The 25707-nt window shown below is 73.1% G+C and carries 23 protein-coding genes; 11 read left to right on the top strand and 12 right to left on the bottom strand.

Going from position 1 to position 25707, the window contains the following annotated elements; translation table 11 throughout:
• Window positions 1-16 precede the first annotated feature (16 nt).
• Window positions 17-523, bottom strand: coding sequence for a MarR family winged helix-turn-helix transcriptional regulator (locus tag ACIQKA_RS20910; RefSeq protein WP_402541917.1), 507 nt, complete (start codon window positions 521-523; stop codon window positions 17-19).
• Between the two features lie 138 nt (window positions 524-661).
• Here ACIQKA_RS20910 and ACIQKA_RS20905 point away from each other — a divergent pair, with 138 nt between their 5' ends.
• On the top strand, window positions 662-1450 hold the full coding sequence (locus ACIQKA_RS20905; protein ID WP_383155193.1) for a dioxygenase: 789 nt from the start codon (window positions 662-664) through the stop codon (window positions 1448-1450).
• A gap of 62 nt (window positions 1451-1512) precedes the next feature.
• On the opposite strand, the gene ACIQKA_RS20900 is transcribed toward ACIQKA_RS20905, so the two are convergent.
• On the bottom strand, window positions 1513-2532 hold the full coding sequence (locus tag ACIQKA_RS20900; protein ID WP_402541915.1) for a questin oxidase family protein: 1020 nt from the start codon (window positions 2530-2532) through the stop codon (window positions 1513-1515).
• A 411-nt stretch (window positions 2533-2943) separates the two neighbouring features.
• Between ACIQKA_RS20900 and ACIQKA_RS20895 the strand changes: the two genes are divergently transcribed.
• Window positions 2944-3945, top strand: a complete 1002-nt coding sequence (locus ACIQKA_RS20895) for an RNA polymerase sigma factor RpoD/SigA (protein WP_383155118.1) — start codon at window positions 2944-2946, stop codon at window positions 3943-3945.
• 73 nt (window positions 3946-4018) lie between these two features.
• Here ACIQKA_RS20895 and ACIQKA_RS20890 read toward each other — a convergent pair whose 3' ends face one another.
• Window positions 4019-4984 carry a helix-turn-helix transcriptional regulator gene (locus ACIQKA_RS20890; RefSeq protein ID WP_383155116.1) on the bottom strand — a complete coding sequence of 322 codons (966 nt, stop codon included), beginning with the start codon at window positions 4982-4984 and terminating at the stop codon, window positions 4019-4021.
• Between the two features lie 63 nt (window positions 4985-5047).
• On the opposite strand from ACIQKA_RS20890, the gene ACIQKA_RS20885 reads away from it, so the two are divergent.
• Window positions 5048-6601, top strand: coding sequence for a DHA2 family efflux MFS transporter permease subunit (locus tag ACIQKA_RS20885; protein WP_391095771.1), 1554 nt, complete (start codon window positions 5048-5050; stop codon window positions 6599-6601).
• Window positions 6602-6685: 84 nt separating this feature from the next.
• Here the strand turns inward: ACIQKA_RS20885 and ACIQKA_RS20880 are convergent, their stop codons facing one another.
• The 3 genes from ACIQKA_RS20880 to ACIQKA_RS20870 all read right to left on the bottom strand — a co-directional run bounded on the left by ACIQKA_RS20880 (window position 6686) and on the right by ACIQKA_RS20870 (window position 9899).
• Window positions 6686-7450: a DUF6227 family protein gene (locus ACIQKA_RS20880; protein ID WP_383436618.1), complete on the bottom strand. Its 765-nt coding sequence runs from the start codon at window positions 7448-7450 to the stop codon at window positions 6686-6688.
• Window positions 7451-7589: 139 nt separating this feature from the next.
• Window positions 7590-8690 carry a P1 family peptidase gene (locus tag ACIQKA_RS20875; RefSeq protein WP_383443318.1) on the bottom strand — a complete coding sequence of 367 codons (1101 nt, stop codon included), beginning with the start codon at window positions 8688-8690 and terminating at the stop codon, window positions 7590-7592.
• Window positions 8691-8723: 33 nt separating this feature from the next.
• Complete coding sequence (locus ACIQKA_RS20870) at window positions 8724-9899, bottom strand: low temperature requirement protein A (RefSeq protein ID WP_383156222.1); 1176 nt, start codon at window positions 9897-9899, stop codon at window positions 8724-8726.
• Window positions 9900-10345: 446 nt separating this feature from the next.
• On the opposite strand from ACIQKA_RS20870, the gene ACIQKA_RS20865 reads away from it, so the two are divergent.
• From ACIQKA_RS20865 to ACIQKA_RS20840, 6 genes are all read left to right on the top strand, one after another.
• Window positions 10346-11488, top strand: coding sequence for an MFS transporter (locus tag ACIQKA_RS20865; protein WP_383156220.1), 1143 nt, complete (start codon window positions 10346-10348; stop codon window positions 11486-11488).
• A complete protein-coding gene (locus ACIQKA_RS20860; RefSeq protein WP_402541911.1) occupies window positions 11485-13821 on the top strand; it encodes a molybdopterin oxidoreductase family protein in 2337 nt (778 codons plus the stop codon). Before ACIQKA_RS20865 ends, ACIQKA_RS20860 begins: the two co-directional genes overlap by 4 nt.
• A 7-nt stretch (window positions 13822-13828) precedes the next feature.
• Window positions 13829-14428, top strand: coding sequence for a 4Fe-4S dicluster domain-containing protein (locus ACIQKA_RS20855; protein WP_121832765.1), 600 nt, complete (start codon window positions 13829-13831; stop codon window positions 14426-14428).
• Window positions 14425-15135 carry a Rieske (2Fe-2S) protein gene (locus ACIQKA_RS20850; RefSeq protein WP_402541909.1) on the top strand — a complete coding sequence of 237 codons (711 nt, stop codon included), beginning with the start codon at window positions 14425-14427 and terminating at the stop codon, window positions 15133-15135. The genes ACIQKA_RS20855 and ACIQKA_RS20850 overlap by 4 nt, the downstream gene beginning before the upstream one ends.
• Complete coding sequence (locus tag ACIQKA_RS20845) at window positions 15132-15536, top strand: hypothetical protein (RefSeq protein WP_386374169.1); 405 nt, start codon at window positions 15132-15134, stop codon at window positions 15534-15536. Before ACIQKA_RS20850 ends, ACIQKA_RS20845 begins: the two co-directional genes overlap by 4 nt.
• A 65-nt stretch (window positions 15537-15601) precedes the next feature.
• Entirely contained in the window at window positions 15602-15823 is a 222-nt protein-coding gene (locus ACIQKA_RS20840; protein ID WP_366377133.1) for a hypothetical protein, read from the top strand.
• A gap of 16 nt (window positions 15824-15839) precedes the next feature.
• On the opposite strand, the gene mscL is transcribed toward ACIQKA_RS20840, so the two are convergent.
• The 5 genes from mscL to ACIQKA_RS20815 all read right to left on the bottom strand — a co-directional run bounded on the left by mscL (window position 15840) and on the right by ACIQKA_RS20815 (window position 20993).
• Entirely contained in the window at window positions 15840-16412 is a 573-nt protein-coding gene (gene mscL / locus ACIQKA_RS20835; protein ID WP_383156210.1) for a large conductance mechanosensitive channel protein MscL, read from the bottom strand.
• A gap of 72 nt (window positions 16413-16484) precedes the next feature.
• On the bottom strand, window positions 16485-17021 hold the full coding sequence (locus ACIQKA_RS20830; protein WP_402541905.1) for a hypothetical protein: 537 nt from the start codon (window positions 17019-17021) through the stop codon (window positions 16485-16487).
• A gap of 350 nt (window positions 17022-17371) precedes the next feature.
• A complete protein-coding gene (locus tag ACIQKA_RS20825) occupies window positions 17372-17716 on the bottom strand; it encodes an FmdB family zinc ribbon protein (RefSeq protein WP_383156205.1) in 345 nt (114 codons plus the stop codon).
• 68 nt (window positions 17717-17784) lie between these two features.
• Window positions 17785-19011, bottom strand: a complete 1227-nt coding sequence (locus tag ACIQKA_RS20820) for an MFS transporter (protein WP_383156231.1) — start codon at window positions 19009-19011, stop codon at window positions 17785-17787.
• A 395-nt stretch (window positions 19012-19406) separates the two neighbouring features.
• Window positions 19407-20993, bottom strand: a complete 1587-nt coding sequence (locus ACIQKA_RS20815; protein WP_383156203.1) for a potassium/proton antiporter — start codon at window positions 20991-20993, stop codon at window positions 19407-19409.
• A 260-nt stretch (window positions 20994-21253) separates the two neighbouring features.
• On the opposite strand from ACIQKA_RS20815, the gene ACIQKA_RS20810 reads away from it, so the two are divergent.
• Window positions 21254-24094 carry a penicillin acylase family protein gene (locus ACIQKA_RS20810; protein ID WP_402541903.1) on the top strand — a complete coding sequence of 947 codons (2841 nt, stop codon included), beginning with the start codon at window positions 21254-21256 and terminating at the stop codon, window positions 24092-24094.
• On the opposite strand, the gene ACIQKA_RS20805 is transcribed toward ACIQKA_RS20810, so the two are convergent.
• The gene (locus ACIQKA_RS20805) at window positions 24084-24689 is read right to left on the bottom strand and encodes a 5-formyltetrahydrofolate cyclo-ligase (protein ID WP_383156198.1); all 606 of its coding nucleotides are present in this window, start codon (window positions 24687-24689) and stop codon (window positions 24084-24086) included. The two genes, ACIQKA_RS20810 and ACIQKA_RS20805, sit on opposite strands and share 11 nt — an antisense overlap.
• A gap of 104 nt (window positions 24690-24793) precedes the next feature.
• Between ACIQKA_RS20805 and galU the strand changes: the two genes are divergently transcribed.
• Entirely contained in the window at window positions 24794-25705 is a 912-nt protein-coding gene (gene galU / locus ACIQKA_RS20800; RefSeq protein ID WP_383156195.1) for a UTP--glucose-1-phosphate uridylyltransferase GalU, read from the top strand.
• Window positions 25706-25707: the final 2 nt, after the last annotated feature.

Raw genomic sequence — 25707 nt, 5'->3', positions numbered from 1 at the left:
CCGCGTACGCGTGTACTCAGCGGAGCCAGGGCAGGTCCGCGTCCGGGTCCGCCGGTTCGAGGCCCTCCGCCATCAGCCGCATGATCTCGCCGAGCTGCTTCACCTGGTCCGCCGAGAGCCGGTCGAACAGGGCCTGGCGCACGGCGGCCACGTGGCCGGGCGCGTTCTTCCGCAGGACCTCCATGCCCTCGTCCGTGAGCCGGGCGAACTGGCCGCGCTTGTCGGAGGGGCAGTTCTCGCGCCGCACCCAGCCGTTCTTCTCCAGCCGGGCCACGGCGTGGGAGAGCCGGGAGCGGGTGATCTTGGCGTCCTTGGCCAGTTCGGTCATCCGCATGCGGCGGCGGGGTGCCTGGGAGAGCTGGACGAGCAGGCCGTAGTAGATGTGCGGCATCCCGGCGTCGCGCTGCAACTGGCGGTCGAGGTGGTCCTCCAGGAGCGTGGTGGCGTGGAGGTAGGCGCGCCAGACGTGGTGCTCCTCGTCGGTGAGCCAGCGGGGTTCGGTCATGTCTCCCATGGGTCCCATCGTACGACTCATTCTTGAATGTTGAACTAAATCGGGCTAGGGTGCGGAACGAGAAGCTTGAAGTTTCAAGAAGGACGGAAGGTCGAGGTGGACGCCATGCAGGTCACGCCGGAACGCGCGCACGCCGCGTCGGAACGGATGCCCGCCGGACCGGAGCGGATGCCCGCCCTCTACCTGTCCCACGGCGCCCCGCCGCTCGCCGACGACCCCGTCTGGCCCGGCGAACTGGCCGCCTGGTCCGCCGGGCTGCCGCGCCCGAAGGCGATCCTGGTGGTCTCCGCGCACTGGGAGGAGGCCCCGCTCGCGCTCGGCGCCACCGAGACCGTTCCCCTCGTGTACGACTTCTGGGGCTTCCCCGAGCACTACTACCGGGTCGCGTACGCGGCGCCCGGCGCGCCCGCGCTCGCCGAGAGCGTCCGCAAGCTGCTCCGCGCGCCCGGCACGCCCGTGCAGGACGTCCCCGACCGGGGACTCGACCACGGCGCGTACGTGCCGCTCGTCGAGATGTTCCCGGAGGCCGACGTCCCCGTGCTCCAGATCTCCCTGCCCACCCTCGACCCGCGCCGGCTCATGGACGTCGGACGCCGGCTCGCCCCGCTGCGCGACGAGGGCGTCCTGATCGTGGGCAGCGGCTTCTTCACCCACAACCTGGCCGCGCTCCGGCACCCCGGGGGCGGGGTGCCCGGCTGGTCCGCCGAGTTCGACGCCTGGGGCCACGAGGCCCTCGCCGCGCGGGACGTCGACGCGCTCCTCGACTTCGAGCACACGTCGCCCGCCGGACGCCTCGCCCACCCCCGCACCGAGCACTTCGCCCCCCTCTTCGTCACCCTGGGCGCGGCGGACGCGGCCGGGGACCTCGACACGGAGCGGTCGGTGATCGACGGCTTCTGGATGGGCCTCGCCAAGCGGTCGGTGCAGTTCGGATAGGGGCTCGGACGGGACCGCCGGTTCCGGCGCCCCGTGCCGTCCGGGCGAACGCTCGGGCGGCCTCACCGGAAGACGGGCGCGTTCAGCTCGACCGAGCGGACGGCGGCGGCGAGCGCGAGCGGACCGCCCACGTCGAGCGCCGTGTCCGTGAACTTGATCGTGTGGTCGTCGCCGTGCGCCGCCGCCCGCTCGAAGACCTCCTCCGGGGTCGTCCCCGGCGCCTTCGCGTACGGGGCGGGCTCCGCCGGGGCGTACGCGGCGGTCACCGCGGCCGACGCCGCCCAGGCCGACGACAGGCTCGGCGCCCACAGCTCGCGGGGGAGCGCGGGCAGGGCGCGCAGGACCGCGTTCGGCGCGGTCGCCGCGTGCACCAGCATGGTCGGCTCGCCGTGCCCGTGGGTCGCGTACCGGTGCGTCGCCGCCGCCACCAGCTCCGCCAGCCGCGCCCTCGCCGCCTCCGGGTCCGGCGCCGCCCCCCACACGGGGAGGGCCGTGAGCTGCGCCAGCCGGTGCCGGATCCCGCCGCCCCGCTCCGGAACCAGGGGCACGGCGTCCAGCGCGGCCGCCGCCGTCGGCGCGGCGGCCAGCGGGGCGAGCGGCGGGAGCGGCTGGTGGCGGGCCGCCCAGTAGCCGAGGGCGTGCGCCAGCTCGGCCAGCCGCGGGTCCGTCGCGCCCCCGGGGGACGCGAGCAGGGTCCGTACGGCGTGGCCCGTGCGGATCACCGGGTGCGTCGCCCCGGCGGCGATCCCCGGGAGCAGCCGGGGCCACCACGCGGCGAGGACCGCCCGCCAGGGGCGCTCCGCCAGCTCCCGGGCGAAGAAGCGGGTCCAGTCCGTGATCCGGGCCGGGTCGCCGAGCGCCCCGCGCCAGCCGTCCGCCGTGACGGGGGCGCACGCGGGCGGCAGTTCCTCCAGCTTGTCCGCGTAGTGGTCCAGCCAGCGGTGCACGGTGGCGGCCTGCCCGTGGCGGACCAGCGCCTCGACGGCCATCGGGGCGTGGTTGCTCAGCCAGCCCCCGCGCTCGGGTCCGCTGGCGTGGAGCCGTGCGAGGGCCTCGTCCAGGACGCCGGTGGTGTCGGTCATGGGCCGACGGTAGGCCGGGGGAGGAGCGCGCCGGAACGGGCCGGGGACCTAGGACGGGGGGTCGCCGGGACCTAGGTCCCCCCGCTCTCCCGCTCCCCGCCCCGCCCCCGCGCAGGCAACCGCTCCTCCCCGTCCCGCGTCTGAAGGGACGGTGCCGCTGTGATCGCGGTCTCACCGACCGTGTGGTCGAGGGCTCCCGCGAGGGGCGCCGCACCACCCTCCGTGCCCGGTCTGACCTGCGCCTCCGTGGGTATCGGCGGCATGCCCGCAGGGGCGGAGGCCGCGCAGGATACTGCATGATCGCGAGAATCCATGTGCCGGGTGGGAATTCTGTCCTGATTCCAGTCGTTGTTTCCGTCGGATGCAGGGCACCCGAAAGGGTGTCGTGACCTACTCAGCAAGGGAGCACGCATGGCAACCCGTGCCGTCGCCCGCCGTCAGACCTCCGCCCGGAGCGGGGCCGGCCGGGCAAGCAGCGTTCGCGCCGTGGGCGGGGAGATCGCCGACCGCGACCTGGTCGGCATGTACCTCGACGAGATCGCGCGCACGCCCCTGCTCGACGCCGCCAAGGAGGTCGAGCTCTCCCAGACCATCGAGGCCGGGGTGTACGCCCGGCAGATCCTCGACGAAGAGGTGGACAGCGAGGCGGGCGGCGCGTCCCGCGAGGAGCTCGAGGCGCTGGTCGCCGAGGGCGAGCGTGCCAAGGACCTCTTCATCAAGTCCAACCTGCGGCTCGTGGTGGCCGTCGCCCGGCGCTATCCGCGCAGCGGGCTCCCCCTGCTCGACCTGATCCAGGAGGGGAACGCGGGCCTGGTGCGCGCGGTCGAGAAGTTCGACTACGCGAAGGGCTTCAAGTTCTCCACGTACGCCACGTGGTGGATCCGGCAGGCCATCACCCGCTCCATCGCCGACCAGTCCCGCACCATCCGGCTCCCCGTCCACCTGGTGGAGGAGCTCGGCCGGATCCGGCGCGTGCAGCGCGAGTTCAACCGGGAGCACGGGCGCGAGCCCGAGCCCGCGGAGATCGCCGCCGAGCTCGGCTCGACGCCGGAGCGGATCGTCGACGTCATGGACTGGGCGCGGGACCCCGTCTCGCTGAACATGTCGGTGGACGACGAGGGCGAGACCCAGTTCGGCGACCTCCTCGAAGACACCTCGGCGGTCTCGCCGGAGCAGTCGGTGCTCACGCTGCTGCGCAGCGAGGAGCTGGACGACCTCATCGACAAGCTGGACCACCGGACGGCCTCGATCATCCGCATGCGGTACGGCATCGAGGACGGGCGCGAGCGGACGCTGACCGAGGTCGGCAAGGAGCACGGCCTCACCCGCGAGCGGATCCGCCAGATCGAGAAGCACGCGCTCCTGGAGCTGAAGAAGATGGCCCGCGACACGGGCTTCGACGCGGTGGCCTAGGACCTGTCCGGCGGCCCGCCGCACCCGCCCGGGGCCCGGGGACGGTCACCGTCCCCGGGCCCCGGCCGCGTTCCTACCCCCGCGCCGGGACCGACGCCGTCAGACGGCCCGCCAGGTTCTCGACGTACGCCCGCAGCGGCTCCGGGCCGTGGATCGTGAAGGGGGCGTCGACCAGGGCCAGGCGGAGCGCCAGCCACTCGACCGAGTCGGCGGCGCGGGCGCGCAGCCGGCAGGCGGCCGGGCCCGTCGCGGCGGGGACCAGATGGGACGGGAGGCGGGCCGTCACGAAGTCGGCCGGGGCCTCGAAGGAGACGTCCAGGTCCAGCTCCGGCTGCGACCGGGCCATCGAGCGGTTGAGCATCTGCGCCGCGTCGCCCGCCGGCAGCTCGCGCGGGGTGAAGCGGGCCCCGGTGGCCAGCGGGTCGCTCACCCGGTCGACCCGGAAGGTGCGCCAGTCCTCGCGCCCCAGGTCGTACGCGACGAGGTACCAGCGGTACCCGGTGGAGACCAGCCGGTAGGGCTCGACCAGGCGTTTCGTCTCGGCGCCGTCGCCCGCCCGGTAGCCGAAGCGCAGCTTCTCCCGGCCGGTGACCGTGCCCGCGAGCGCGGTCAGGGTGGCGGGCGCGACCGTGGCGCCGTCGCCCCTGGTCAGCGGGATCGTCGCGTTCTGGAGGGTGGAGACCCGGTGCCGGAGCCGGGCGGGCAGCACCTGCTCCAGCTTGGCCAGGGCCCGTACGGAGGCCTCCTCGACGCCCTCGATGGCGTGCCCGGCCCCGGCGCGCAGGCCGACGGCGATGGCGACGGCCTCCTCGTCGTCGAGGAGCAGCGGCGGCATGGCCGTGCCGGCGACGAGGCGGTAGCCGCCCACCGCGCCCAGGGTCGCCTCGACCGGATAGCCGAGGTCGCGGAGCCGGTCCACGTCCCGGCGGATGGTGCGCGGAGAGACCGAGAGGCGTTCGGCGAGCTCGCTTCCGGGCCACTCGCGCGGGGTCTGGAGGAGCGAGAGCAGATGCAGGAGTCGTGCCGGAGTGTCCGTCATGCCGTCCAGGATGCGGCCGATCTAGGACACGACCTGACCTATATGACTCCTATCTTTCTTCGTATGAGTTCACACGACGCCGTCACGGACGCGGCGAACCCGGCCGGGCCCGGCACCGACTCCGGCGACAAGCGGCGCTGGATCGCCCTCGCCATCGTCATGACCGCCGCCTTCATGGACCTGGTCGACGCCACGATCGTCAACATCGCGATCCCCAGCATCGAGCGGGACCTCGGCGCCACCATCGGGGCCATCCAGTGGATCACCGCCGGGTACGCGCTCGCGTTCGCCGCCGGTCTGATCACCGGCGGGCGCCTCGGCGACATCTACGGCCGCAAGCGGCTCTTCCTCCTCGGCACCGCCGGCTTCACGCTCGCCTCGGCGCTCTGCGGTTTCGCGGCCAACCAGGAGATGCTGATCGCCTCCCGCCTCCTCCAGGGCGTGGCGGCCGCGATGATGGTGCCGCAGGTCCTGTCGATCGTCCACGCCACCTTCCCGGCGCACGAGCGCGGCAAGGTCTTCGGCCTGTTCGGCGCGATCGTCGGCCTGGGCGCGGTCTCCGGGCCGCTGCTCGGCGCGCTGCTCACCCAGTGGAACATCGCGGGCCTGGAGTGGCGTCCGATCTTCCTCATCAACCTGCCGGTCGGCATCGCGGGCCTGATCCTGGGCCGGAGGTTCATCACCGAGTCCAAGGCGCCGAAGGCGCTCCGCCTCGACCTGGTCGGCGTGCTCCTGGTGACGACCGCGCTGCTCATGCTGATCTACCCGCTGACGCGCGGGCGCGAGCTGGACTGGCCGCTGTGGGGCCACCTGATGATGGCCGGCAGCCTGCCCGTCTTCGGCGTCCTCGTCGCGTACGAGAGGTACAAGGCCCGCAAGGACGGTTCGCCGCTCGTCGAGCTGTCGCTGTTCAGGGTGAAGAGCTTCGCGGCCGGCATCGCGGTCCAGCTCACCTTCGGCGTCGTGATGGGCATCTTCTTCCTGGTCTGGACGCTCTACATGCAGATCGGGCTCGGCTGGACCCCGCTGCGCGCGGGCCTCACCGGGGTGCCGTTCTCGATCGCGGTCTCGGTGGCCGCCGGCCTCTCGGTGCAGAAGCTGGTGCCGCGCTTCGGCCGCAAGGTGCTCCAGGCGGGCGCCCTGACGATGACGGCGGGCGTCCTGCTCTACCTCTTCGAGGCGGGCCGGTACGGGACGGGGATCGCGTCCTGGCAGATGATCCCGCCGCTGGTCGTCATGGGCCTCGGCATGGGCCTGATCGTGGCCCCGCTGACGGACGCGGTCCTCTCCGAGGTGCCGCGCGAGCACGCCGGTTCGGCCTCGGGCCTCATCAACACGACCACGCAGATGGGCAACGCGCTCGGCCTCGGCCTGGTGTCGGTCGTCTTCTTCGGCATGATCGACGACGAGCGCCTCAGGAAGGCCCCGGCGGAGACGGGCGCGGCGTTCACGGACGCCTTCCAGAACTCCCTGGGCTGGGTCGCGGGCGTGCTCGCCGTGATCTTCCTGGTGATGTTCGCGCTGCCCGCGAAGCCGAAGCAGCACCTGGAGGGCGGCGGCGACGCCGAGACCGCCCCGGAGGCCGGGGTCGGCAAGGAGCCGGCGCTCACCCACTGAGCGCGGCCCCGCCGGAGGGCCCTCGCCCCGGGACGGTCTCCCGGGGCGAGGGCCCTCCGGCGTGCGCGGGGTGCGGACGGGGGCTCAGCGCACCCGGGCGCGGGACTCCATCGCCCTGCGGGCCGTGTCCTCGTCCTCGTACACCTCGCACATGTGGCGCCCGTCGGGGGTCGCCGTGTGCTCGACCTCCCAGAGGCTGACCTCGCTGCCGTCGAGCAGCAGGAACTGGTGCTCGTAGAGGGTGAATCCGGCGTCCCGGCCGCCCTCCACGGGGCACCGGCGTCCGAAGGCCTGCGTGATGTGGTGCGCGAAGGCCGACCGCAGGCGGCGGGCCGTCGCCTCGCCCGGCCGGTCCGCGTTCTCCGCGCGGCGCAGGACGCGGCGCGCGTGGTCGGCGGAGTTGTCCGGCACGTACGTCCGGGGCTGGGCGGGTATCGGGCGGGCGAACAGGGCGCTCAGCAGCTCGAAGTCGTCGTCCTCGTCGAGGACGCGCTCGGCGGACCGGTGCGTCGGCGGCCCGGAGGGCAGGCGGGAGGCGGCGAGCCGGGCCTCCGCCTCCTCCGCGTACAGCTCGTGCTGCTCGGCGCCGTCCCGGCCGGCGTTGTGCACCAGCTCCCACAGGCTGAGGACGCCGCCGTCGGCGAGCAGATAGGCGTGGCGGTGGGTCGTGCGGTGCAGCGACGCGCTGTGGTGCGAGGAGTGCAGCGCGCTGGAGTGGGCGAGCGCCGTGGAGAGGCGCTCGACGGTCGAGTCGGGCAGGTCGAAGGAGTTGAGCGCCCGACCGAGGAGCCGCTCGACGTGCGCCTCGGTCGTCTCGTACGGATCGGGGTGATCCTGCGGATCGTTCAAGGGGATCTCCAGGCCGTCGCCGCATGTCACTTGATGCTTGCTTAACGTAGTCCCTGGGTCTGACATCGTGTCCGGTGTTCCGGCAAAACGAAGGGCGCGCGGGGGAAGTTCCCGCCGCCCTCCCCCAACTCCCCTTCCATTACCGGGAGTACGCCTCCGCCTGCGGCCCGTACAGCTCACGGTACGAGGGGAAGTCCCCGCCCGGGCCGCGCAGGCCGCCGGGGGCCGCGAGCAGCGCGCGGACGATCGCCCGGGTCACCAGGTCCGCGCCCGCCGCCAGGATCTCGTTCAGGGCGAGCGGCCCCGGCTCCTCCGGCAGCTCCACGGCGCCGGTGGCGAGGGCGAAGACCGTGTCCCCGTCGTTCATCAGGTGCACCGGCCGCACGGCGCGCGCGATGCCGTCGTGCGCCGTGCCCGCCACCTTGCGCGCCTGCGCGCGGGTCAGCGCCGCGTCCGTCGCGACCACGGCGAGCGTGGTGTTCAGCGGGGGCGGGGCGGCCGCCGCCCGCGCCCGCGCGAGCCGCCGCAGCGCCGCCCCGTGCACCTCCGGGTCGGGGAAGGCGGTCCGGCCGTCCTCGAAGCAGGCGCCGTACGGGACGCCCGTCGTCGGGTCCACGGCCGAGCCCACCGCGTTCACCACCACCAGCGCCCCGACCGTGATCCCCGACTCCAGGACCGCGCTCGCCGTCCCGACGCCGCCCCGCAGGCCGCCGACCACGGCCCCGGTGCCCGCACCGACCGCGCCCGTCGCCACGCGCGCGCGGTCACCGCTCGCGTGGGCCGCCCCGGCCGCCGCCCGGCCCGTCGCCGCGTCCGGCCGGGCGCCGAAGTCACCGCCCCGGCCCAGGTCGAAGACGCACGCGGCGGGCACCACCGGCACCACGTGGGACGGGTCGGGGCCGACCCGGACGCCCCGGTGCCGCTCCGCCAGCCAGGCCATGACGCCGGAGGCGGAGTCGAGGCCGTACGCGCTGCCGCCGGTCAGGACGACCGCGTCGATCCGCCGCACCACGTTCCTCGGGTCCAGGGCGTCCGTCTCCCGCGTGCCCGGGCCCCCGCCCCGCACGTCCACGGCGGCCGTCACGCCGCCCTCCGGCGCGAGCACCACCGTCGTGCCGCTCAGCGCCCCGGGCCCCGCCACGCGCGCGTGCCCCACGCGCAGCCCGCTCACATCGGTGATCCCGTCCCGTGCGCCGGTGATCCCGTCCTGGCCGTCCGTCGTCTTTCCGGGCTCCGTCATGCCTCCTGACTACCACGGGCCCCCGCCCGGTGTTCATGCCCCGGCGCCCCGCGTCACCGGGTTCCGGGCGCTCAGGGTCACCCCGGTCGCGACGGCCGCCGCCGCGACGAGACCGGCCGCGAGGACGGCCCAGCGGCCCGCGAAGGAGCACATCAGGATCGCGAGCGCCGCGACCGGCAGGACGAGCTGCTGGGCGGTGCCGACCTTGAAGTAGCGGGCGTGCAGCAGCCACACCAGGAGCAGGAAGAGGGCCGAGGGGATCGTCACGGCGGCCGAGGCGGAGAGGGTGGAGACGTGCGCCTCGCCCACGGCCTGCTCGACGGCGATCTCCAGGCCCGCCCCGATGGCGGCGGCCGACATGAGGATCACGTAGTGCCCGTACCCCCACAGGAAGGCCTGGCGGCTGGAGGTCAGCCGGTCGTGGGCGGGCACCACGAAGTAGATCCACCAGGCGGCGAAGACGAGCAGCAGGCCGCCGGCGGCGATCGGCAGCAGCTCGTCCAGGGCGTCGTTCTCGACGACGCCGGACTTCACGGCGACGGTCGCGGCGGCGACGGTCTCGCCCAGCACGATGATGGTGAACAGGCCGTACCGCTCGGCGATGTGGTGCGCGTGCCAGGCGCTGGGGGCGTCCCGCTCCGCGTACAGGGGCACCGACAGTTCGGCCAGCGCCATGACGAGGAAGACCCACGCGCGCGCCGGCTCGGGCGCGAGGAGCAGTCCGAGCCAGCCGACCTGGCAGAGCAGCACCCCGCCCGCGTACCGGTGGCACATCGTCCGCTCGGCCGGGTCGGTCGCGTGGTGCGCGGCGCGCGTCCACTGGAAGGCGAGGGCGAGCCGCATCACGAGGTAGCCGAGGTAGACGACGAGGAAGTCGTGCTCCTCGAAGGCCCGCGAGACGCCGGCGGCGAGGATCAGGACGCCGGCGATCTGCACGAGGGTGACGACCCGGTAGAGGACGTCGTCGTTGTCGTACGCGGAGGCGAACCAGGAGAAGTTCATCCAGGCCCACCAGATCGCGAAGAAGACCATCGCGTAGTTCGCGATGCCCGAGCCCGCGTGTCCCCCGGCGACCGCGTGCACGAGCTCGGCACCGGCCTGGGCGACGGCGACGACGAAGCACAGGTCGAAGAAGAGCTCCAGGGGCGTGGCGGCCCGGTGGGCCTCCTCGCGCGAGCGGGCCGTGAGGGGGAGGAGAGGTCTGGTCATCCGCCCAGCACACCAGGGACCGGCCCTTTCCGGCCGGATGCCACGCGCGTCACCGCCCGGGGCGGCGGGTGGGCGCCGTGCCGTCCGCCCCGCACGACGCGCCGCCGTCCCCGACCCCCGGTCGGGCCGCCCCGGCCTCCCGCTCGGGCCCGGCCTTCCGCTCGGGCCCGGCCTTCCGCTCGGGCCCGGCCTCCCGCTCGGGCCTGGCCTCCCGCTCGGGCCCGGCTTTCCGCTCGGGCCGCCCGCCCCCGCTCGGGCCGCCCGCCCCCGCTCGGGCCCGCCCCCCCGCTCAAGCCCCCCGCCCAGGCCGTTCCCGACCCCCGGTCAGATCGCCGGAGGGCGCGCCGTCTTCCGGTCCCGCGGCCTGAACGCCGTCCGAGCGACGTCCGCACCACGCCGCCCCCATAAAAGGCGCGAAACGTACCATTCGGCCTTACCGTGGCCGCGTGACCGAGCCACCGCAGACCGCCGAGCCGACCCCTCCGCCGGGCAGGCCCGCCCCCGCGTCCGGCGCCACCGACCCGGCCGCGGCCGACCCGCCGCCGCAGAGCCCCGGCGCCGTGCGCCGCCGCGCCTCCCTGGTCGGCGCGGCCGTCTCCGCCCTGCTGGTCGTCGCGATCGTCCTCGGCAGCCGCCTGCTCCGCGACTTCGACTCGGCCCTCCTGCCCTACGCCGTCGCCACCGTCTTCCTCGCCTTCGGCATCGCCTACCGCTACACCGTCTGGATCTCCGCCCCCGGCGCCCGCCGCCTCTTCCGCAAGGGCTGGGGCTCCTTCTTCTCCGTCGCGAACTTCCGCAGCGCCCCCACCGCCCTGCCCAAGATGATCGCCACCTACCTCGGCTTCCAGAAGTTCCTCGGCGCCCGCTCCCACGCCCGCTGGGCCGCCCACCAGCTCATCTTCTGGGGCTGCCTGCTCGCCGCCGCGATCACCTTCCCGCTCACCTGGGGCTGGTTCACCTTCACCTCCTCCACCGGCTCGGGCCCCGGCTACGAGATGCGGATCTGGGGCTTCAAGATCCTCGGATTCGACTCGCTCGGGATCCTCGGCTGGCTCATGTTCCACGGCCTCGACATCGCCGCCGTCCTCGTCATCCCCGGCGCCGCCTACTTCCTCTGGCGCCGCATGAAGGACCGGGGCGCCATCACCGGCCAGCGCTTCGCCTACGACCTGGTGCCCCTGCTCGCCCTGATCGTCATCTCCGTGACCGGGCTGCTGCTGACCTTCTCGTCGATCTTCCTGCACGGCGGCGGCTACGAGTTCCTCGCCGTCCTCCACATGGTGTCCGTGGTCTTCACCCTGATCTACATCCCCTTCGGGAAGTTCTTCCACATCGTGCAGCGGCCCGCCGCCGTCGGGATGCAGCTCTTCAAGTACACCTCCCGCCGCAAGGACGAGGAGGGCGGCGAGGTCTTCGCCTGCCGCCGCTGCGGACAGCCCATCGACACCGCGCCGTACGTGGAGAACCTCCGGGGCACCATGCGCGACCTCGACCTCGGCTTCGAGGAGTGGGCCGAGTACTGCCCCCGCTGCAAGCGCGTCCTGCGCGGCACCGCCTACCTCGACCACGTGAAGAAGGGCTTCAAGTGAGCGCCACCGACCCCGCGGCCGTCCCCGGGACCGTCCCCGGGCGGCCGCTGTCGCTCGACCCCTCCCTCGCCCCGCCCGGCTCCCGCAACTTCCGCGACGCCGGAGGCATCCCCGCCGACCGCTGGCACGCCGACCAGAACGCGGAGACCCTCGTCCCCACCCACTGCTGCTTCTGCGGCGTCCAGTGCGGCATGTACCTGCGGGTCGACCACCACGGCAAGGTCTTCGGCGTCGAGCCGCGCAACCACGACATCAACCGGATGCGGCTCTGCCCCAAGGGCATCAACGCCTACCAGCAGGTCAACCACCCCGACCGGCTCACCGCCCCGCTCATGCGCGACAACCGCGACCAGGAGTTCCGCGAGGTCAGTTGGGAGGAGGCCCTCGACCGCACCGTCGCCGAGGTCCGCCGCATCCAGGCCGAGTACGGCAACGACGCCTTCGGCCTCCTCGGCGGCGCCAGCCTCTTCTCCGAGAAGACCTACCTCGTCGGCAAGTTCGCCCGGGTCGCCCTCAAGACCAAGCACGTCGACTACAACGGGCGCCTCTGCATGGTCTCCGCCGCCGGGGCCAACAAGCTCGCCTTCGGCATCGACCGCGCCGGCAACCCCTTCTCCGACATCCTCCTCACCGACTGCCTCCTCATCGCCGGTTCCAACGTCGGCGAGTGCTTCCCCGTCATGACCCAGTACGTGTGGGGGGCCCGCGACCGGGGCGCCACCCTCATCGTGATCGACCCCCGCGAGACCGCGATCGCCCGCACCGCCGACGTCCACGTCGCCCTCAAGCCCGGCACCGACTCCGCCTTCTTCAACGCCGTCCTGAACGTCGTCGTCGCCGAGGGCCTCACCGACGAGGCCTACCTCGCCGCCCACACCACCGGCTGGGACGAGGTCAGGCGGACCGTCGCCGAGTACCCGCCGTCCCGCGCCGCGCGGATCTGCGGCGTCCCCGAGGAGCAGATCGTCCGGGTGGCGCGCATGTTCGCCGGCGCCGACCGGGCCATGGCCTGGCACGCCCGGGGCATCGAGCACCACTCCCAGGGCGTCGAGAACTGCCTCGCCGTCGTCAACCTCTGCGTCGCCACCGGCAACATCGGAAGGCCCGGCGCCGGCTACGGCACCATCACCGGCCAGGGCAACGGCCAGGGCGGCCGCGAACACGGCCAGAAGTCCGACCTCCTGCCCGGCGGCCGTTCCATCACCAATCCCGAGCACCGCCGCCAGATCTGCGAGATCTGGGGCATCGACGAGACCGAACTCCCGCCCGCCGGAACCTCCATGATGGAGATGGTCTGGCAGATGCAGCGCGAGGAGATCCGCGGCCTCATCGGCATCTGCAACAACCCCTTCGTCTCCCTCCCGAACTACGCCACCGTCAAGGACGGCTACGACGCCCTCCAGTTCCACGCCCAGTTCGACTTCTTCCTCTCCGAGACCGCCGCCAACGCCCACGTCGTCTTCCCCGTCACCGTCTGGGCCGAGGACGAGGGCGTCATGGCCAACGCCGAGGCCCGCGTCGTCAAGCACAACAAGGCCCAGGAACCCCCCGCCGGCGTCCGCACCGACACCTGGGTCATGTGCGAACTGGCCCGTCGCCTCGGCGCCGGCGACAAGTTCGCCTTCCCCGACTCCCGCTCCGTCTTCGAGGAGCTCCGCGTCGCCTCCGCCGGAACCGTGAACGACTACTACGGCATCACCTACGAGCGCCTGGAGGAGACCGGCGGCATCGCCTGGCCCTGTCCCACCACCGACCACCCCGGCACCCCCCGCCTCTTCGAGGACGGGCGCTCCTACCACCCCGACGGGAAGATCCACCTCCAGACCGTCGAGTGGCACCCGCCCATGGACCCGTACAGCGAGGAGTTCCCCCTCTCGCTCACCACCGGCCGCACCGTCGCCCACTTCCTCTCCGGCAACCAGACCCGCCGCCTCGCGGGCCTCGTCGAGCAGACCCCCCGGCCCTGGGTCGAGGTCCACCCCTCCCACGGCTTCCGCAACGGCGACCCCGTCCGCGTCGTCACCCGCCGGGGCAGCGAGGTCTTCCCCGCCCTCGTCACCGACGCCATCCGCCCCGACACCGTCTTCGTGCCCTACCACTGGCCCGTCCCCACCGCGGCCAACGCCCTCACCATCGACGCCCTCGACCCGCGCTCCAAGATCCCCGAGTACAAGGTGTGCGCCGCCCGCGTCGAGGCCGCCGAACGCATCGACGAGGTCCCCGCCCCGCCCACGCCCCCGGGACAGCCGGCCTATCCGGAGGCCCAGGTCTCCCGCACCGACCCGCTGCCCCCCACCTCCCCCCAGGGCCGCGGCACCGCCGAGAGGAGCTGACCCGCACATGATGGGCCGCACGATCTTCATCGACCCCGGCCGCTGCATCGGCTGCCAGGCCTGCGTCTCCGCCTGCCGCGAATGCGACTCCCACCGCGGCAAGTCGATGATCCACCTCGACTACCCCGACGAGGGCCACTCCGTCGCCTCCCTCCCCACCGTCTGCATGCACTGCGAGGACCCCGTCGCCCCCTGCGCCGAGGTCTGCCCCGCCGACGCGATCCTCGTCACCCCCGACGGCGTCGTGCAGCAGGCCGACACCACCCGCTGCATCGGCTGCGCCAACTGCGTCAACGCCTGCCCCTTCGGCGTCCCCAAGATCGACCTCCAGGCCAAGCTCCAGATGAAGTGCAACCTCTGCTACGACCGCACCGCCTACGGCCTCGCCCCCATGTGCGCCACCGTCTGCCCCACCGGCGCCCTCTTCTACGGCACCGTCGAGGAGCTGCGGGCCGAGCGCCCCGGCGTCCAGGTCGCCGACTCCTTCACCTTCGGCACCACCACCGTCTCCACCGGGGTCGCGATGGTCGTCCCCGCCGACAAGGTCCAGTGGCCGGTGCCCGGCGGACTGCCCGTCGTGGAGATCAACGGGAAGGACGTCCGTTGAGCGTCACCGACCCCCAGCCACCCGCACCGGACCCCCGCACCGACGCCGCCCAGGACGCGCTCCACGACCGGATCGCCGCCGACTCCCTCACCACCCGCCGCGACTACCTGCGGATCGTCGCCACCGTCTCCGGCGGCCTCGCCGTCGGCGGCGTCGGCGTCGCCTCCGGCATCCTGCACCGGCACGGCGACGGCGACGGCGCCCCCGAACCGAAGCGGATCGCCGACCGGATCCTGCCCGGCGACTCCCTCGCCTTCCGCTACCCCGGCGACGACGACCGCGCGGTCGCGGTCCGCCTGGAGGACGGCACCCTCGCCGGCTACTCCGCCGTCTGCACCCACCTCGCCTGCGCCGTCCTCTGGCGCAAGGACCGGGGGAGCGAGGGCGAGCTGTACTGCCCCTGCCACGAGGGCGTCTTCGACGCGCGCACGGGAGCGGTCACCGCGGGACCGCCGCCCCGGGGCCTCCCGAAAGTGCTCCTCGTGGAGGAGACCGACGGCAGCGTCTGGGCGGTCGGCACCGCCCGCTCCGGCGAGAGCGCCCGCGAGGGCCTCTGCCGCGAACTCGGTCCGGACCGCCCGGACCTCGCCACCCGCCTGGGCTGCCCGGGAGCCTCCGCCGACGGCGCGGATACGAGTACGGGCACGGGAACAGGCGCCGGTACGGGTACGGGCGCACGGGTGCCGGAGAGGAGCGAGCGGACATGAGCGAGAGCGCCTTCCCGCGCGATCCGGAGGCCCCGGACCCGGCGGAGCCGCCCCGGCCCCCCGCGTACACCCCGGGCAGCGTCCAGCCGCGGCTGAACCGGCCCCTGCACGAGCGCTACCCGCAGATCCGGCCCACCAGCGGCTACGGCGATCCCCGGATCCGGCACACCGGGCCGGGGCCGGGGGCCGGCGCGGAGCAGGAGCCCGAGCGCTCCTCGAAGCTGACCGCCCGCCTCGCCCTGGCGCTCTCGGTCGTCGTCGGCCAGCTCTGGGGCCTGACGATCGTGGTGGACGAGTGGATGTCGGGCGACACCGGCACCGCCTGGTGGGGCGCGGGCTTCCTCGTCCTGTCGTTCCTCGTGGTGCTCGGCCTCTGGCTGCTCGACCCGAAGGACCGCTGACCCCGGGCGGAGGGGGCCCGTGGACCGGAGAGGCGCGGAAGGGGCCACGGGCGTACGCTGAAAGGATGAGCACCGCCCCCGCCCACGGCCCGCGAGACACGGAGCGACCCGGCACGCCCGCCCGCCCCGAGGGCGGGCCCAGGCCGGCCATCGTCTTCGACGATCCGCTGGACCGCCAGTCCGCGGACGACACGGACCGCGGGTGGGGCGAGCGGCCTCCTTCCGGCGGCGACAGCGCCGCCGACCTCGCGCGCTTCCTCGACGAGAAGCCGCCGCACCACCTCTGAACCCGGCGTACGCCGGTCAGGAGGTGGGGTGTGTTCCGGTGCCACCGCCGGAGCCCGGCCCGGAACCGGGAGCCGAACCCGTCCCCGTCCCCGCCGAGGGACCGCGCTGGGCGACCAGGTGGTCGCGGATCTCCTTGAGCACCTCCAGCTCGCTGACCTCCATCGTCTCCTGGACGCCCTCCTTCGCCTTGTCGTGCGCGGCGCGCTTCGCGAGGATCTTCGCCATCGGCAGGACCATCAGGAAGTAGACGACGGCCGCGGTGATCAGGAAGCTCAGCACCGCGCTGAGGACCAGGCCCCACTGGAGCTGGATGCCCTGCATCTCGCCGTCGACCACCTGGCAGGGGTCCTTGATGCAGGACGAGTAGCTCTCCAGGTCCTTCGTGCCGAAGGCGCCCACGACCGGGTTGATGATGCCCTTGACCACCGAGTTCACGATGTTCGTGAACGCGGCGCCGATGACGACCGCCACCGCCAGGTCGATCACATTGCCGCGCATCAGGAAGGCCTTGAAGCCTCCCAGCACGGTTTCCTTCTTCGCCACCGAGGTGCCTTTCGTCTCCGTCACTCGTGCTGCGTGCCGTGCCATTACGCCGTGTTCGGAGCGAGGGCGTCCAATCCGTACACACGGGACGGTTACTCGACAGTGTGTGCGTGCGAATCAGCACACCGTCACCGCCAGCCGGGACGTGACACCGGCACCCGCCAGCGCCGCGGCCGTCGACCGGGGCACGGAGAGCACGACGAGCGCCCCCGCGTCCGGGCCGTCCCCGCCGTCCGCCCGCGGGATCCCGGTGACCCGGGCGCCCGCCGCGACCACCCGGGCCCCGCCGCCCTCCCCGCCCGGCGGCGCGTGGGGCGCGGCGATCACGTCGACCCGGTCCCCGGGCCGCAGCAGCCGTACGGTCGCGGCGTCGGCGATCCGCACCGCGGCGGACACCAGGGGGGCGGCCGGCGCGGGGCGCGCGGGGGAGGCGGCCACGGCCCTCGCACCCCCGGGAGCGGACCCGCCGCCGGAGGCCGAACCCACCACGGCCAGCGCCGCCGCCATCAGGGCCAGGAGCGCCACCGGCACCCGCCGCCCCCGGCGCGGCGCCCCGCGCAGCCGCGGCCGGGCGCCCCGCACCCGTACCGGCTCGAAGGCCGGCACCGGGCACGGCGCCGGCACGGAGACGGAGGACACCGGGACGGAAGACACGGAGCCGGAAGACACGGGGACGGGAGCGAGGGAGGCGAGGAGTGGGTCGTTCGTGGTCGTCACGGGAGACCGCCTGTCCTGGTGGGAGGGGACGAAGGGAAGCGGCTCCCACTCTCCCCGCCCCGCCCCCGCCCCGCTCAGGCTTGTGGATCACCCCATGCCTGTGGAGAACTCCCTCACCCTCCCGGGGGACCCGCCCTCAAGGGTTCCAGCCCGCCCTCAGGGGCTCCGAACCCGCTCTCAAGCATCTCCGGACCCGCTCTCAAGGAGCTCCAACCCCCGCCCCCAACGGCTCCGGACACGCCCGAGGGCCCCGTCGCACGCGACGGGGCCCTCGGGGAAGAGCGGGATCAGGCGGCCGAGCTTCCGGTGCTCGACGAGGACGCCGAGGAGGAGGAAGAGGACGACGACGAGGCCGCCGCGGCCGGCTTCGCGTCCGGCGTCGAGGCCGAGCCCGACGAGGACGAAGAGGGCGAGGCCTTCGACGAGGACGACGCCGGCGAGCTGCTGGACGACGAGCCGCGGCTGTCGTTCCGGTAGAAGCCGGATCCCTTGAAGACGATGCCGACGGCCGAGAACACCTTCTTCAGGCGGCCCTTGCAGCTGGGGCACTCGGTCAGCGCGTCATCGGTGAACTTCTGCACCGCCTCGAGGCCTTCGCCGCACTCGGTGCACTGGTACTGGTAGGTCGGCACTTGACTTCCTCCTGGCACTCACACTCATCGAGTGCTAACGACGATCCATAGTGACGCATTCCGTGGCCTCAGTCCACCGCCACCGGCACGCGGTGACCGATACCACGCGCCGCGACCCGGCCCGCCTCGCGCGGCTTCAGCCGCGACCGCAGCAGGACCAGCGTGGTCAGGGCCAGGGCCGTGCCCGCCATCGGCACCAGGAATCCGGTGCTCGCGCCGTGGGCGTCGGCCAGGCGGCCGGCGACCGTGACGGCCGCCGCCTGCCCGAGGGCGACGGCGCCGGTGAGCCAGGTGAAGGCCTCGGTGCGGGCCGACGCCGGGATCAGGGTCTCCACGATGGTGTAGCCGGTGATCAGGGCGGGGGCGATGCACAGGCCCACGACCAGGCCCAGGGCGCCGAGGAGCACCACCGAGTGCACCGACCACAGCAGGGACGCGGCGACGGTGAGGCCCGCGTAGCCCAGGACCAGGCGGCGGCGGGGGCCGGTCTTCCAGGCGACGGCGCCCATGGCGATGCCCGCGAGCATGTTGCCGGCGGCGAAGACCCCGTACAGCAGGCCGTTGGCGCCGGGGTTGCCGATCTCCTCGCTGAAGGCGGTCAGGGAGACCTGCATGCCGCCGAAGACGGACCCGATGCCGAGGAAGGCGACGATCAGGACGCGGACGCCGGGCACGGAGAGCGCCGGGCGGTGGGGCTCGGCGGCGTGGGAGGCGGCCGGGCCGTGCGCGGGCTGGGTGGCGCGCTGCGCGGCGAAGAACAGGCCGCCGACGAGGGTGAGGGCGGCTTCGGCGATCAGACCGGCGGCCGGGTGGACGCCGGTGCACAGGGCGGTGGCGAGGACCGGGCCGACGACGAAGGTGAACTCGTCCGTGACGGACTCGAAGGCCGCGGCCGTCGGCATCAGCGGGGTGCCGTCGAGCTTGGCCGCCCAGCGGGCCCGGACCATCGGGCCGACCTGCGGCACGGAGGCGCCGGCGGGCACGGCGGCCAGGAACAGCGCCCAGAGCGGGGCGCCGGCCAGGGCGAGGGCCACGAGCAGCGAGACGGACGCGGTGTGGACGAGGACGCCGGGGACCAGGACGGCGCGCTGGCCGAAGCGGTCGGCGAGCCTGCCGCTCTGCGGCGCGAAGAGCGCCATGGAGACGCCGGTGACGGCGGCGACCGCGCCGGCGCTGCCGAAGGAGCCGGTGGTGTGCTGGACGAGCAGGACGATGCCGATGGTCAGCATCGCGAAGGGCTGCCGGGCGGCGAAGCCGGGGAGCAGGAAGGACAGCGCGCCGGGGGTGCGCAGCAGCTGTCCGTAACCGGGCCGCTTGCCCGTGCCGGGCCGCTCGTCGGTGTCGACCGTGCCCGTGGTGGGGCGCTCGTCGGTGTCGACCGTGCCCGTGTTGACCGTGGACGCCACGGTCCTTGCCTTTCCGCCGCCTGGTAGCGCTCCCCGTGCACGGTGGTGCGGGTGTCGCCGAGAGCTGTCCTCATGCGCGGAACTGCGGTAGATACCGGGCCGGCCCCACTGCGGAGGGGCGCCACGGCCGCCATACGGTCGCGCCAGCTCTGCGTCAGGCAGAGTTGGTTCGATCAGGTGTGCCTTCATGGTACAGGGAAGGAGCGTCCTCCCGCCTGGGAAACGCTCCCTCCCCTTCATCGATTCCTGCGAACGCGGGGATCGTGTGCGCCACGTCTCGTTCGTCAGCGCGCGGGCTTCTTCTGCCGGTGACCGGACTGCGGGGCGGACTGCCCGCCGGATCGCCGGTCGGACCGCTGCGCCGGCCGCTGTCCGGGCCGGTGGGGGCGCGTCTCCGCGCCCGGCGGCGGGCCGAGCGCCGTCGATCCGCCCCCCGTGCCGAGCCAGCCGGCCAGCTTGCCGCCCTGGCCGACCGCCCGCAGGCGCCGTTCCGTGGCGTCCCGCACCGGGTCGGTGGCGACGACCAGGAGTTCGTCGCCGTGCCGCAGGACGGTCGCGGGCGCCGGCACGAAGCTCTTCTCGTCCCGTACGACCAGGGTGACGGCCGCTCCGGCCGGGAGGCGCAGTTCGGCGACCTCCACGCCGTGCATCCGGGAGCCCTCCGGGATGGCGACGGAGAGCAGGTGGCCGCGCAGCCGCTCCAGGGGCGCGGACTCGACGCCGAGGTCGGAGGCGTCCGAGGAGGCGCCGAGCTTGAGCGCCTTCGCCAGCCAGGGCAGCGTCGGGCCCTGGATGAGGGTGTAGACGACGACCAGGACGAAGACGATGTTGAAGATCCGCTCGCTGCCCGCGACCTGCGCCACCATCGGGATGGTGGCGAGGATGATGGGGACGGCTCCGCGCAGGCCGGCCCAGGACATGAGGGCCTGCTCCTGCCAGGGGATGCGGAACGGCAGCAGGCTGACCAGGACCTCCAGGGGCCGCGCGACCACCGTCAGGACCAGGCCGATGACGACGGCGGCCCAGAAGTCGTTGATCAGGTCGTGCGGGGTGACGAGCAGGCCGAGCAGGACGAACATGCCGATCTGCGCGATCCAGCCGAGTCCCTCGGCGAAGCCGCGGTTCGCGGGCGCGTGCGGCAGCTTGGCGTTGCCGAGGATCATCGACGCCAGGTAGACGGCGAGGAAGCCGGAGCCGTGGGCCAGGGCACCGGCGGCGTACGCGACGACGGCGATGGCCATGACGGCGATCGGGTAGAGGCCGGAGGCGGGCAGGGCGACGTGCCGCAGTCCGTAGGCACCGAGGAAGCCGACCGCGACGCCGATGGCCGCGCCGATGGCGAGTTCCAGGGCGATCTCGCCGAGGAGCACGTACCAGTGCTCGATCGGTCCGGCGGTGGAGAAGGCGACGACGAGGATGACGACGGGGGCGTCGTTGAAGCCGGACTCGGCCTCCAGGGTGCCGGTGACCCGGGAGGGGAGGGGCACCTTGCGCAGCACGGAGAAGACCGCGGCGGCGTCGGTGGAGGAGACGACGGCGCCGATGATCAGGGCCTGCCGCCAGTCCAGGCCGACGAGGTAGTGGGCGGCGGCGGCGGTGACGCCGACGCTGACCGCGACGCCGACGGTGGAGAGGACCGCCGCGGCCGGCAGGGCCGGCCTGACCTCCTTCCACTTCGTGCCGAGGCCGCCCTCGGCGAGGATCACGACGAGGGCCGCGTATCCGATGACCTGCGTGAGCTCGGCGTTGTCGAAGGCGATGTTGCCGATGCCGTCCTGGCCGATGGCGACGCCGATCCCCAGGTACAGCAGGAGGCTGGGGAGGCCGCTCCGGGACGAGATCCGCACGGCCGCCACGGCGATCAGCAGCACGAGCGAGCTGACGAGCAGGAGTTCGTTGAGCTGGTGGACAGTCAGTGGCCGGTCCTTCCCCTCATATGCGGCTGGATCGTTCCTCCAGCGGACGACACTTCGTTACCTTACCTAATCTTTAACGTTTTCTTGACGCCTTCCCGGTGGCTCACCCGCTCACCAGTACGGTTCTCTTCCTGACACCGCGTCCGAGCCGTCCGGACGCTGCGCCTAAGGTGGCTCCCGTACTCCAGGACCACCCTGCCCCTCGAAGGACAGCGATGCCCTCCAACACGTCCGCGCCCCCCGCCAAGAAGAAAGGGCGGCGTGCCCGCCTGCTCCTCGTCCTCCTGGTCCTCGTGCTGGTCGCGGGCGTCGGGGCCGGCGGGTACTGGGGCGTCAGCACCGTCCGGGCCTCGTTCCCGCAGACCACCGGCGAGATCCGCCTCGACGGGCTCTCGGGCCGGGTGGAGGTGAAGCGGGACGCCCTCGGGGTCCCTCAGGTCTACGCCGACAACGAGCAGGACCTCTTCCGCGCGCAGGGCTACGTGCAGGCGCAGGACCGGTTCTACGAGATGGACGTCCGCCGGCACGTGACCGCGGGCCGGCTCTCCGAGATGTTCGGCGACGGCCAGGTCGAGACCGACTCCTTCCTGCGCACGCTCGGCTGGCGCCGGGTCGCGCAGGAGGAGTACGACAAGGTCCTGTCGGCGGAGACCAAGAAGTACCTCCAGGCGTACGCGGAGGGCGTGAACGCCTACCTGAAGGACCGGGAGCCCGGCGACATCTCCGTCGAGTACGCGGCCCTGGCCCTCACCAACGACTACGCGATCGAGCCGTGGACCCCGGTCGACTCGGTGGCCTGGCTCAAGGCGATGGCCTGGGACCTGCGCGGCAACATGCAGGACGAGATCGACCGCTCGCTGCTCACCAGCCGGCTGACCCCGGCGCAGATCAAGCAGCTCTACCCGGAGTACCCGTACGCGCTCCACCAGCCGATCGTCGACAAGGGCGCGGTCGACGGGTCGACCGGGAAGTTCGACCCCGAGGGCGAGGGCGGCGACGACGACCTGGGGACGGGCGAGACCCCGGGCAGCAATCCGGCCGGCTCCGAGGGCTCGACCGGCGGCTCCTCCTCCGGTTCCGGCTCCTCCTCCGGCTCCGACGGCTCCACCGGCTCCGGGAACTCCGGAGGCTCGACCGGCTCGGACGGCTCCACCGACGGCATGGCGTCCCAGCTCGCCTCCCTCTCCGAGGTCCTCGACGGCGTCCCGGCCCTGCTCGGCCCCAACGGCAACGGCATCGGCTCGAACTCCTGGGTCGTCGCCGGGAAGTACACGACCTCCGGCAAGCCGCTGCTCGCCAACGACCCGCACCTCGCGCCGCAGCTCCCGTCCCTCTGGTACCAGATGGGCCTGCACTGCCGCTCGGTCTCGGCGACCTGCCGCTACGACGTCTCGGGCTACACCTTCTCCGGCATGCCCGGAGTGATCATCGGACACAACGACAAGATCGCCTGGGGCCTCACCAACCTCGGCGCCGACGTCACCGACCTCTACCTGGAGAAGATCGGCCCCGACGGCTACCTCGTCGACGGCAGGGTCAAGCCCTTCACCGTCCGCGAGGAGACCATCAAGGTCGCCGGCGGCGCCGACCGCAAGATCACCGTCCGCTCCACCGAGCACGGCCCGCTGGTCTCCGACCGCTCCTCCGAACTGGAGACGGTCGGCCAGAAGGCCCCCGTCGGCAACGCCGCCCCCGACCGCGGCACCGGCTACGGCGTCTCCCTCCAGTGGACCGCCCTCCAGCCCGGCAGGTCGATGGACGCGATCTTCGCCATCGACCGCGCCAAGGACTTCGCCTCCTTCCGGGCCGCCGCCAAGAACTTCGAGGTCCCCTCGCAGAACCTGATCTACGCGGACACCGAGGGCAACATCGGCTACCAGTCCCCGGGCAAGATCCCGCAGCGCGCCAAGGGCGACGGCGCCCTGCCCGCGCCCGGCTGGGACTCCTCGTACAAGTGGAAGGGCTACATCCCCTTCGAGGAGCTGCCCTACGAGTACAACCCGGAGCGCGGTTACATCGTCACCGCCAACCAGGCCGTGATCGACCCGAAGAACTACTCCGCCCTGCTGACCAAGGACTGGGGCTACGGCTCGCGCAGCCAGCGGATCAACGACCTGATCGAGTCGAAGACCAAGGACGGCGGGAAGATCTCGCCGGACGACATGCGGACCATGCAGACGGACAACCGCAGCGAGATCGCCACCCTGCTCAACCCGCTCCTGCTCAAGATCGACATCGCCGACCCGCACGTCCGCGAGGCGCAGAAGCTCCTTGAGGGCTGGGACTACACCCAGGAGCCCGACTCGGCCGCCGCCGCCTACTTCAACGCGGTCTGGCGCAACGTCCTCAAGCTCGCCTTCGGCGACAAGCTGCCCAAGGAGCTGCGCGCCGAGGGCGACTGCATCAACGTGCGCCCGGCCGACGCCACCGGCCCGGTCGACGAGCAGAACAAGCTCGTCCGCGAGTGCGGCCAGCGCGACCCCGACTCGGCCCAGCCGGACGGCGGCGACCGCTGGTACGAGGTCGTCCGTCCGCTCCTCAAGCAGGAGAAGAGCGAGTGGTGGACCACCCCGGGCAACCGCACCGACCAGGCCACCGAGACCCGTGACCAGCTGCTCGCCCGCGCCATGAAGGACGCGCGCTGGGAGCTGACCGCCAAGCTCGGCAAGGACGTCTCCACCTGGAGCTGGGGCCGGCTGCACCAGCTCACGCTGAAGAACCAGACCCTCGGCACCGCCGGACCCGGCGCCGTGCAGCGCCTCCTCAACCGCGGCCCGTGGAACCTGGGCGGCGGCGAGGCGGCCGTCGACGCCACCGGCTGGAACGCGGCCGGCGGCTACGAGGTCATCTGGGTCCCGTCGATGCGGATGGTCGTCAACGTCGGCGACTGGGACAAGTCCCGGTGGGTCAACCTGACCGGCGCCTCCGGCCACGCCTTCCACACGCACTACACCGACCAGACGGACGCGTGGGCGAAGGGCGAGCTGTACGACTGGGCCCACGGCAGGGCGGCGGTCGACGCGGCGACCAAGGACACGCTGGTCCTCAACCCGTAGGGGCGGCCCGGAAGCGGACGACCGCTTCCGGGGTCACCACCGCGTGCACGGGGTGGTCGTGCGGTTCCTCCGGGACCCGCCCGACCACCTCGTCCGCGTAGAGGAGGACCACCAGGGCCGGGTCCCGGCCGGCCCGTACGAGCCGGGCGAGGACCCGGTCGTACGAGCCGCCGCCCCGTCCCAGCCGCATCCCGCGCGCGTCCACCGCGAGCCCCGGCAGCAGGACGGCGTCCGCCCCGCACACGGCCTCCGGGCCGAGCCGGGGCCCGACCGGTTCGAGCAGTCCCCGGCCCGCCCGCGCGAGCCGGTCCGGGCCCTCGTACGCGGCCCAGTCCAGGTCGTTGTCGGGGAGCAGCACGGGGAGCAGGACCCGCACCCCGCGCGCGTGGAGCGCGTCGAGCAGCGCGCGCGTGCCCGGCTCGCGGCCCACGGACACGTACGCGGCCACGGTGGACGCCCCGGCGAGCTCGGCCAGTTCCAGCCCGTGGCGGGCGAAGGATCCGGCCGATTCCACGAGGAATTCGGGAGTCAGCGCGGCGCGCGCGCCCAGAAGTCGACTGCGCAGCACGGTCTTTTCGGACATCTCCGGTGTCATGACGGTCCTCTGTGAATACGCGAAGCCCATGTAACTGCCTTTATGTGGAGGAAGTTAATCGGAGCCACATCTTCCTCTCATTCCGAACCGTTAGGGTGCACCGCATGAATCAGTCGCTCCCCAGGCTCGGCCGGATCAGCAAGGCTGTCATCCCGGCCGCCGGCCTCGGCACCCGCTTCCTCCCGGCGACCAAGGCGACGCCGAAGGAGATGCTGCCGGTCGTCGACAAGCCGGCCATCCAGTACGTCGTCGAGGAGGCCGTCGCGGCCGGCCTCTCCGACGTCCTGATGATCACCGGCCGGAACAAGCGCCCCCTGGAGGACCACTTCGACCGGAACCACGAGCTGGAGGAGGCCCTGAGCCGGAAGGGCGACGCCGAGCGCCTCTCCAAGGTCCAGGAGCCCAGCGACCTCGCCACCATGCACTACGTCCGCCAGGGCGCCCCGCGCGGCCTCGGCCACGCCGTCCTGTGCGCCGCTCCGCACGTCGGCGACCAGCCCTTCGCGGTCCTCCTCGGCGACGACCTGATCGACCCGCGCGACCCGCTGCTCTCGCGGATGGTGGAGGTCCAGGAACGGGAGGGCGGCAGCGTGATCGCCCTGATGGAGGTCGAGCCCTCGCAGATCCACCTCTACGGCTGCGCGGCGGTCGAGGCCACCGCCGACGGGGACGTCGTCAAGGTGACGGACCTGGTGGAGAAGCCCGAACCGGGCGAGGCGCCCAGCAACTACGCGATCATCGGCCGCTACGTCCTGGACCCGGCCGTCTTCGGCACGCTGCGGGAGACCGAGCCGGGCCGCGGCGGGGAGATCCAGCTCACCGACGCCCTCCAGAAGCTCGCCTCGGACGAGAAGATCGGCGGACCGGTGCACGGCGTCGTCTTCAAGGGGCGCCGCTATGACACCGGCGACCGGGGGGACTATCTGCGTGCCATTGTCAGACTCGCGTGCGAACGTGAAGATCTGGGACCGGACTTCCGGGCCTGGCTCCGGAGATACGTCAGCGAGGAGATGTAGGC

The sequence above is a fragment of the Streptomyces sp. NPDC092045 genome, from assembly GCF_044756005.1.
In the GTDB taxonomy this organism is placed as follows: Bacteria; Actinomycetota; Actinomycetes; order Streptomycetales; family Streptomycetaceae; genus Streptomyces.
The sequence above is the reverse complement of the archived record's forward strand: the minus strand, read 5'-3'. Positions and strand labels throughout refer to the sequence as shown.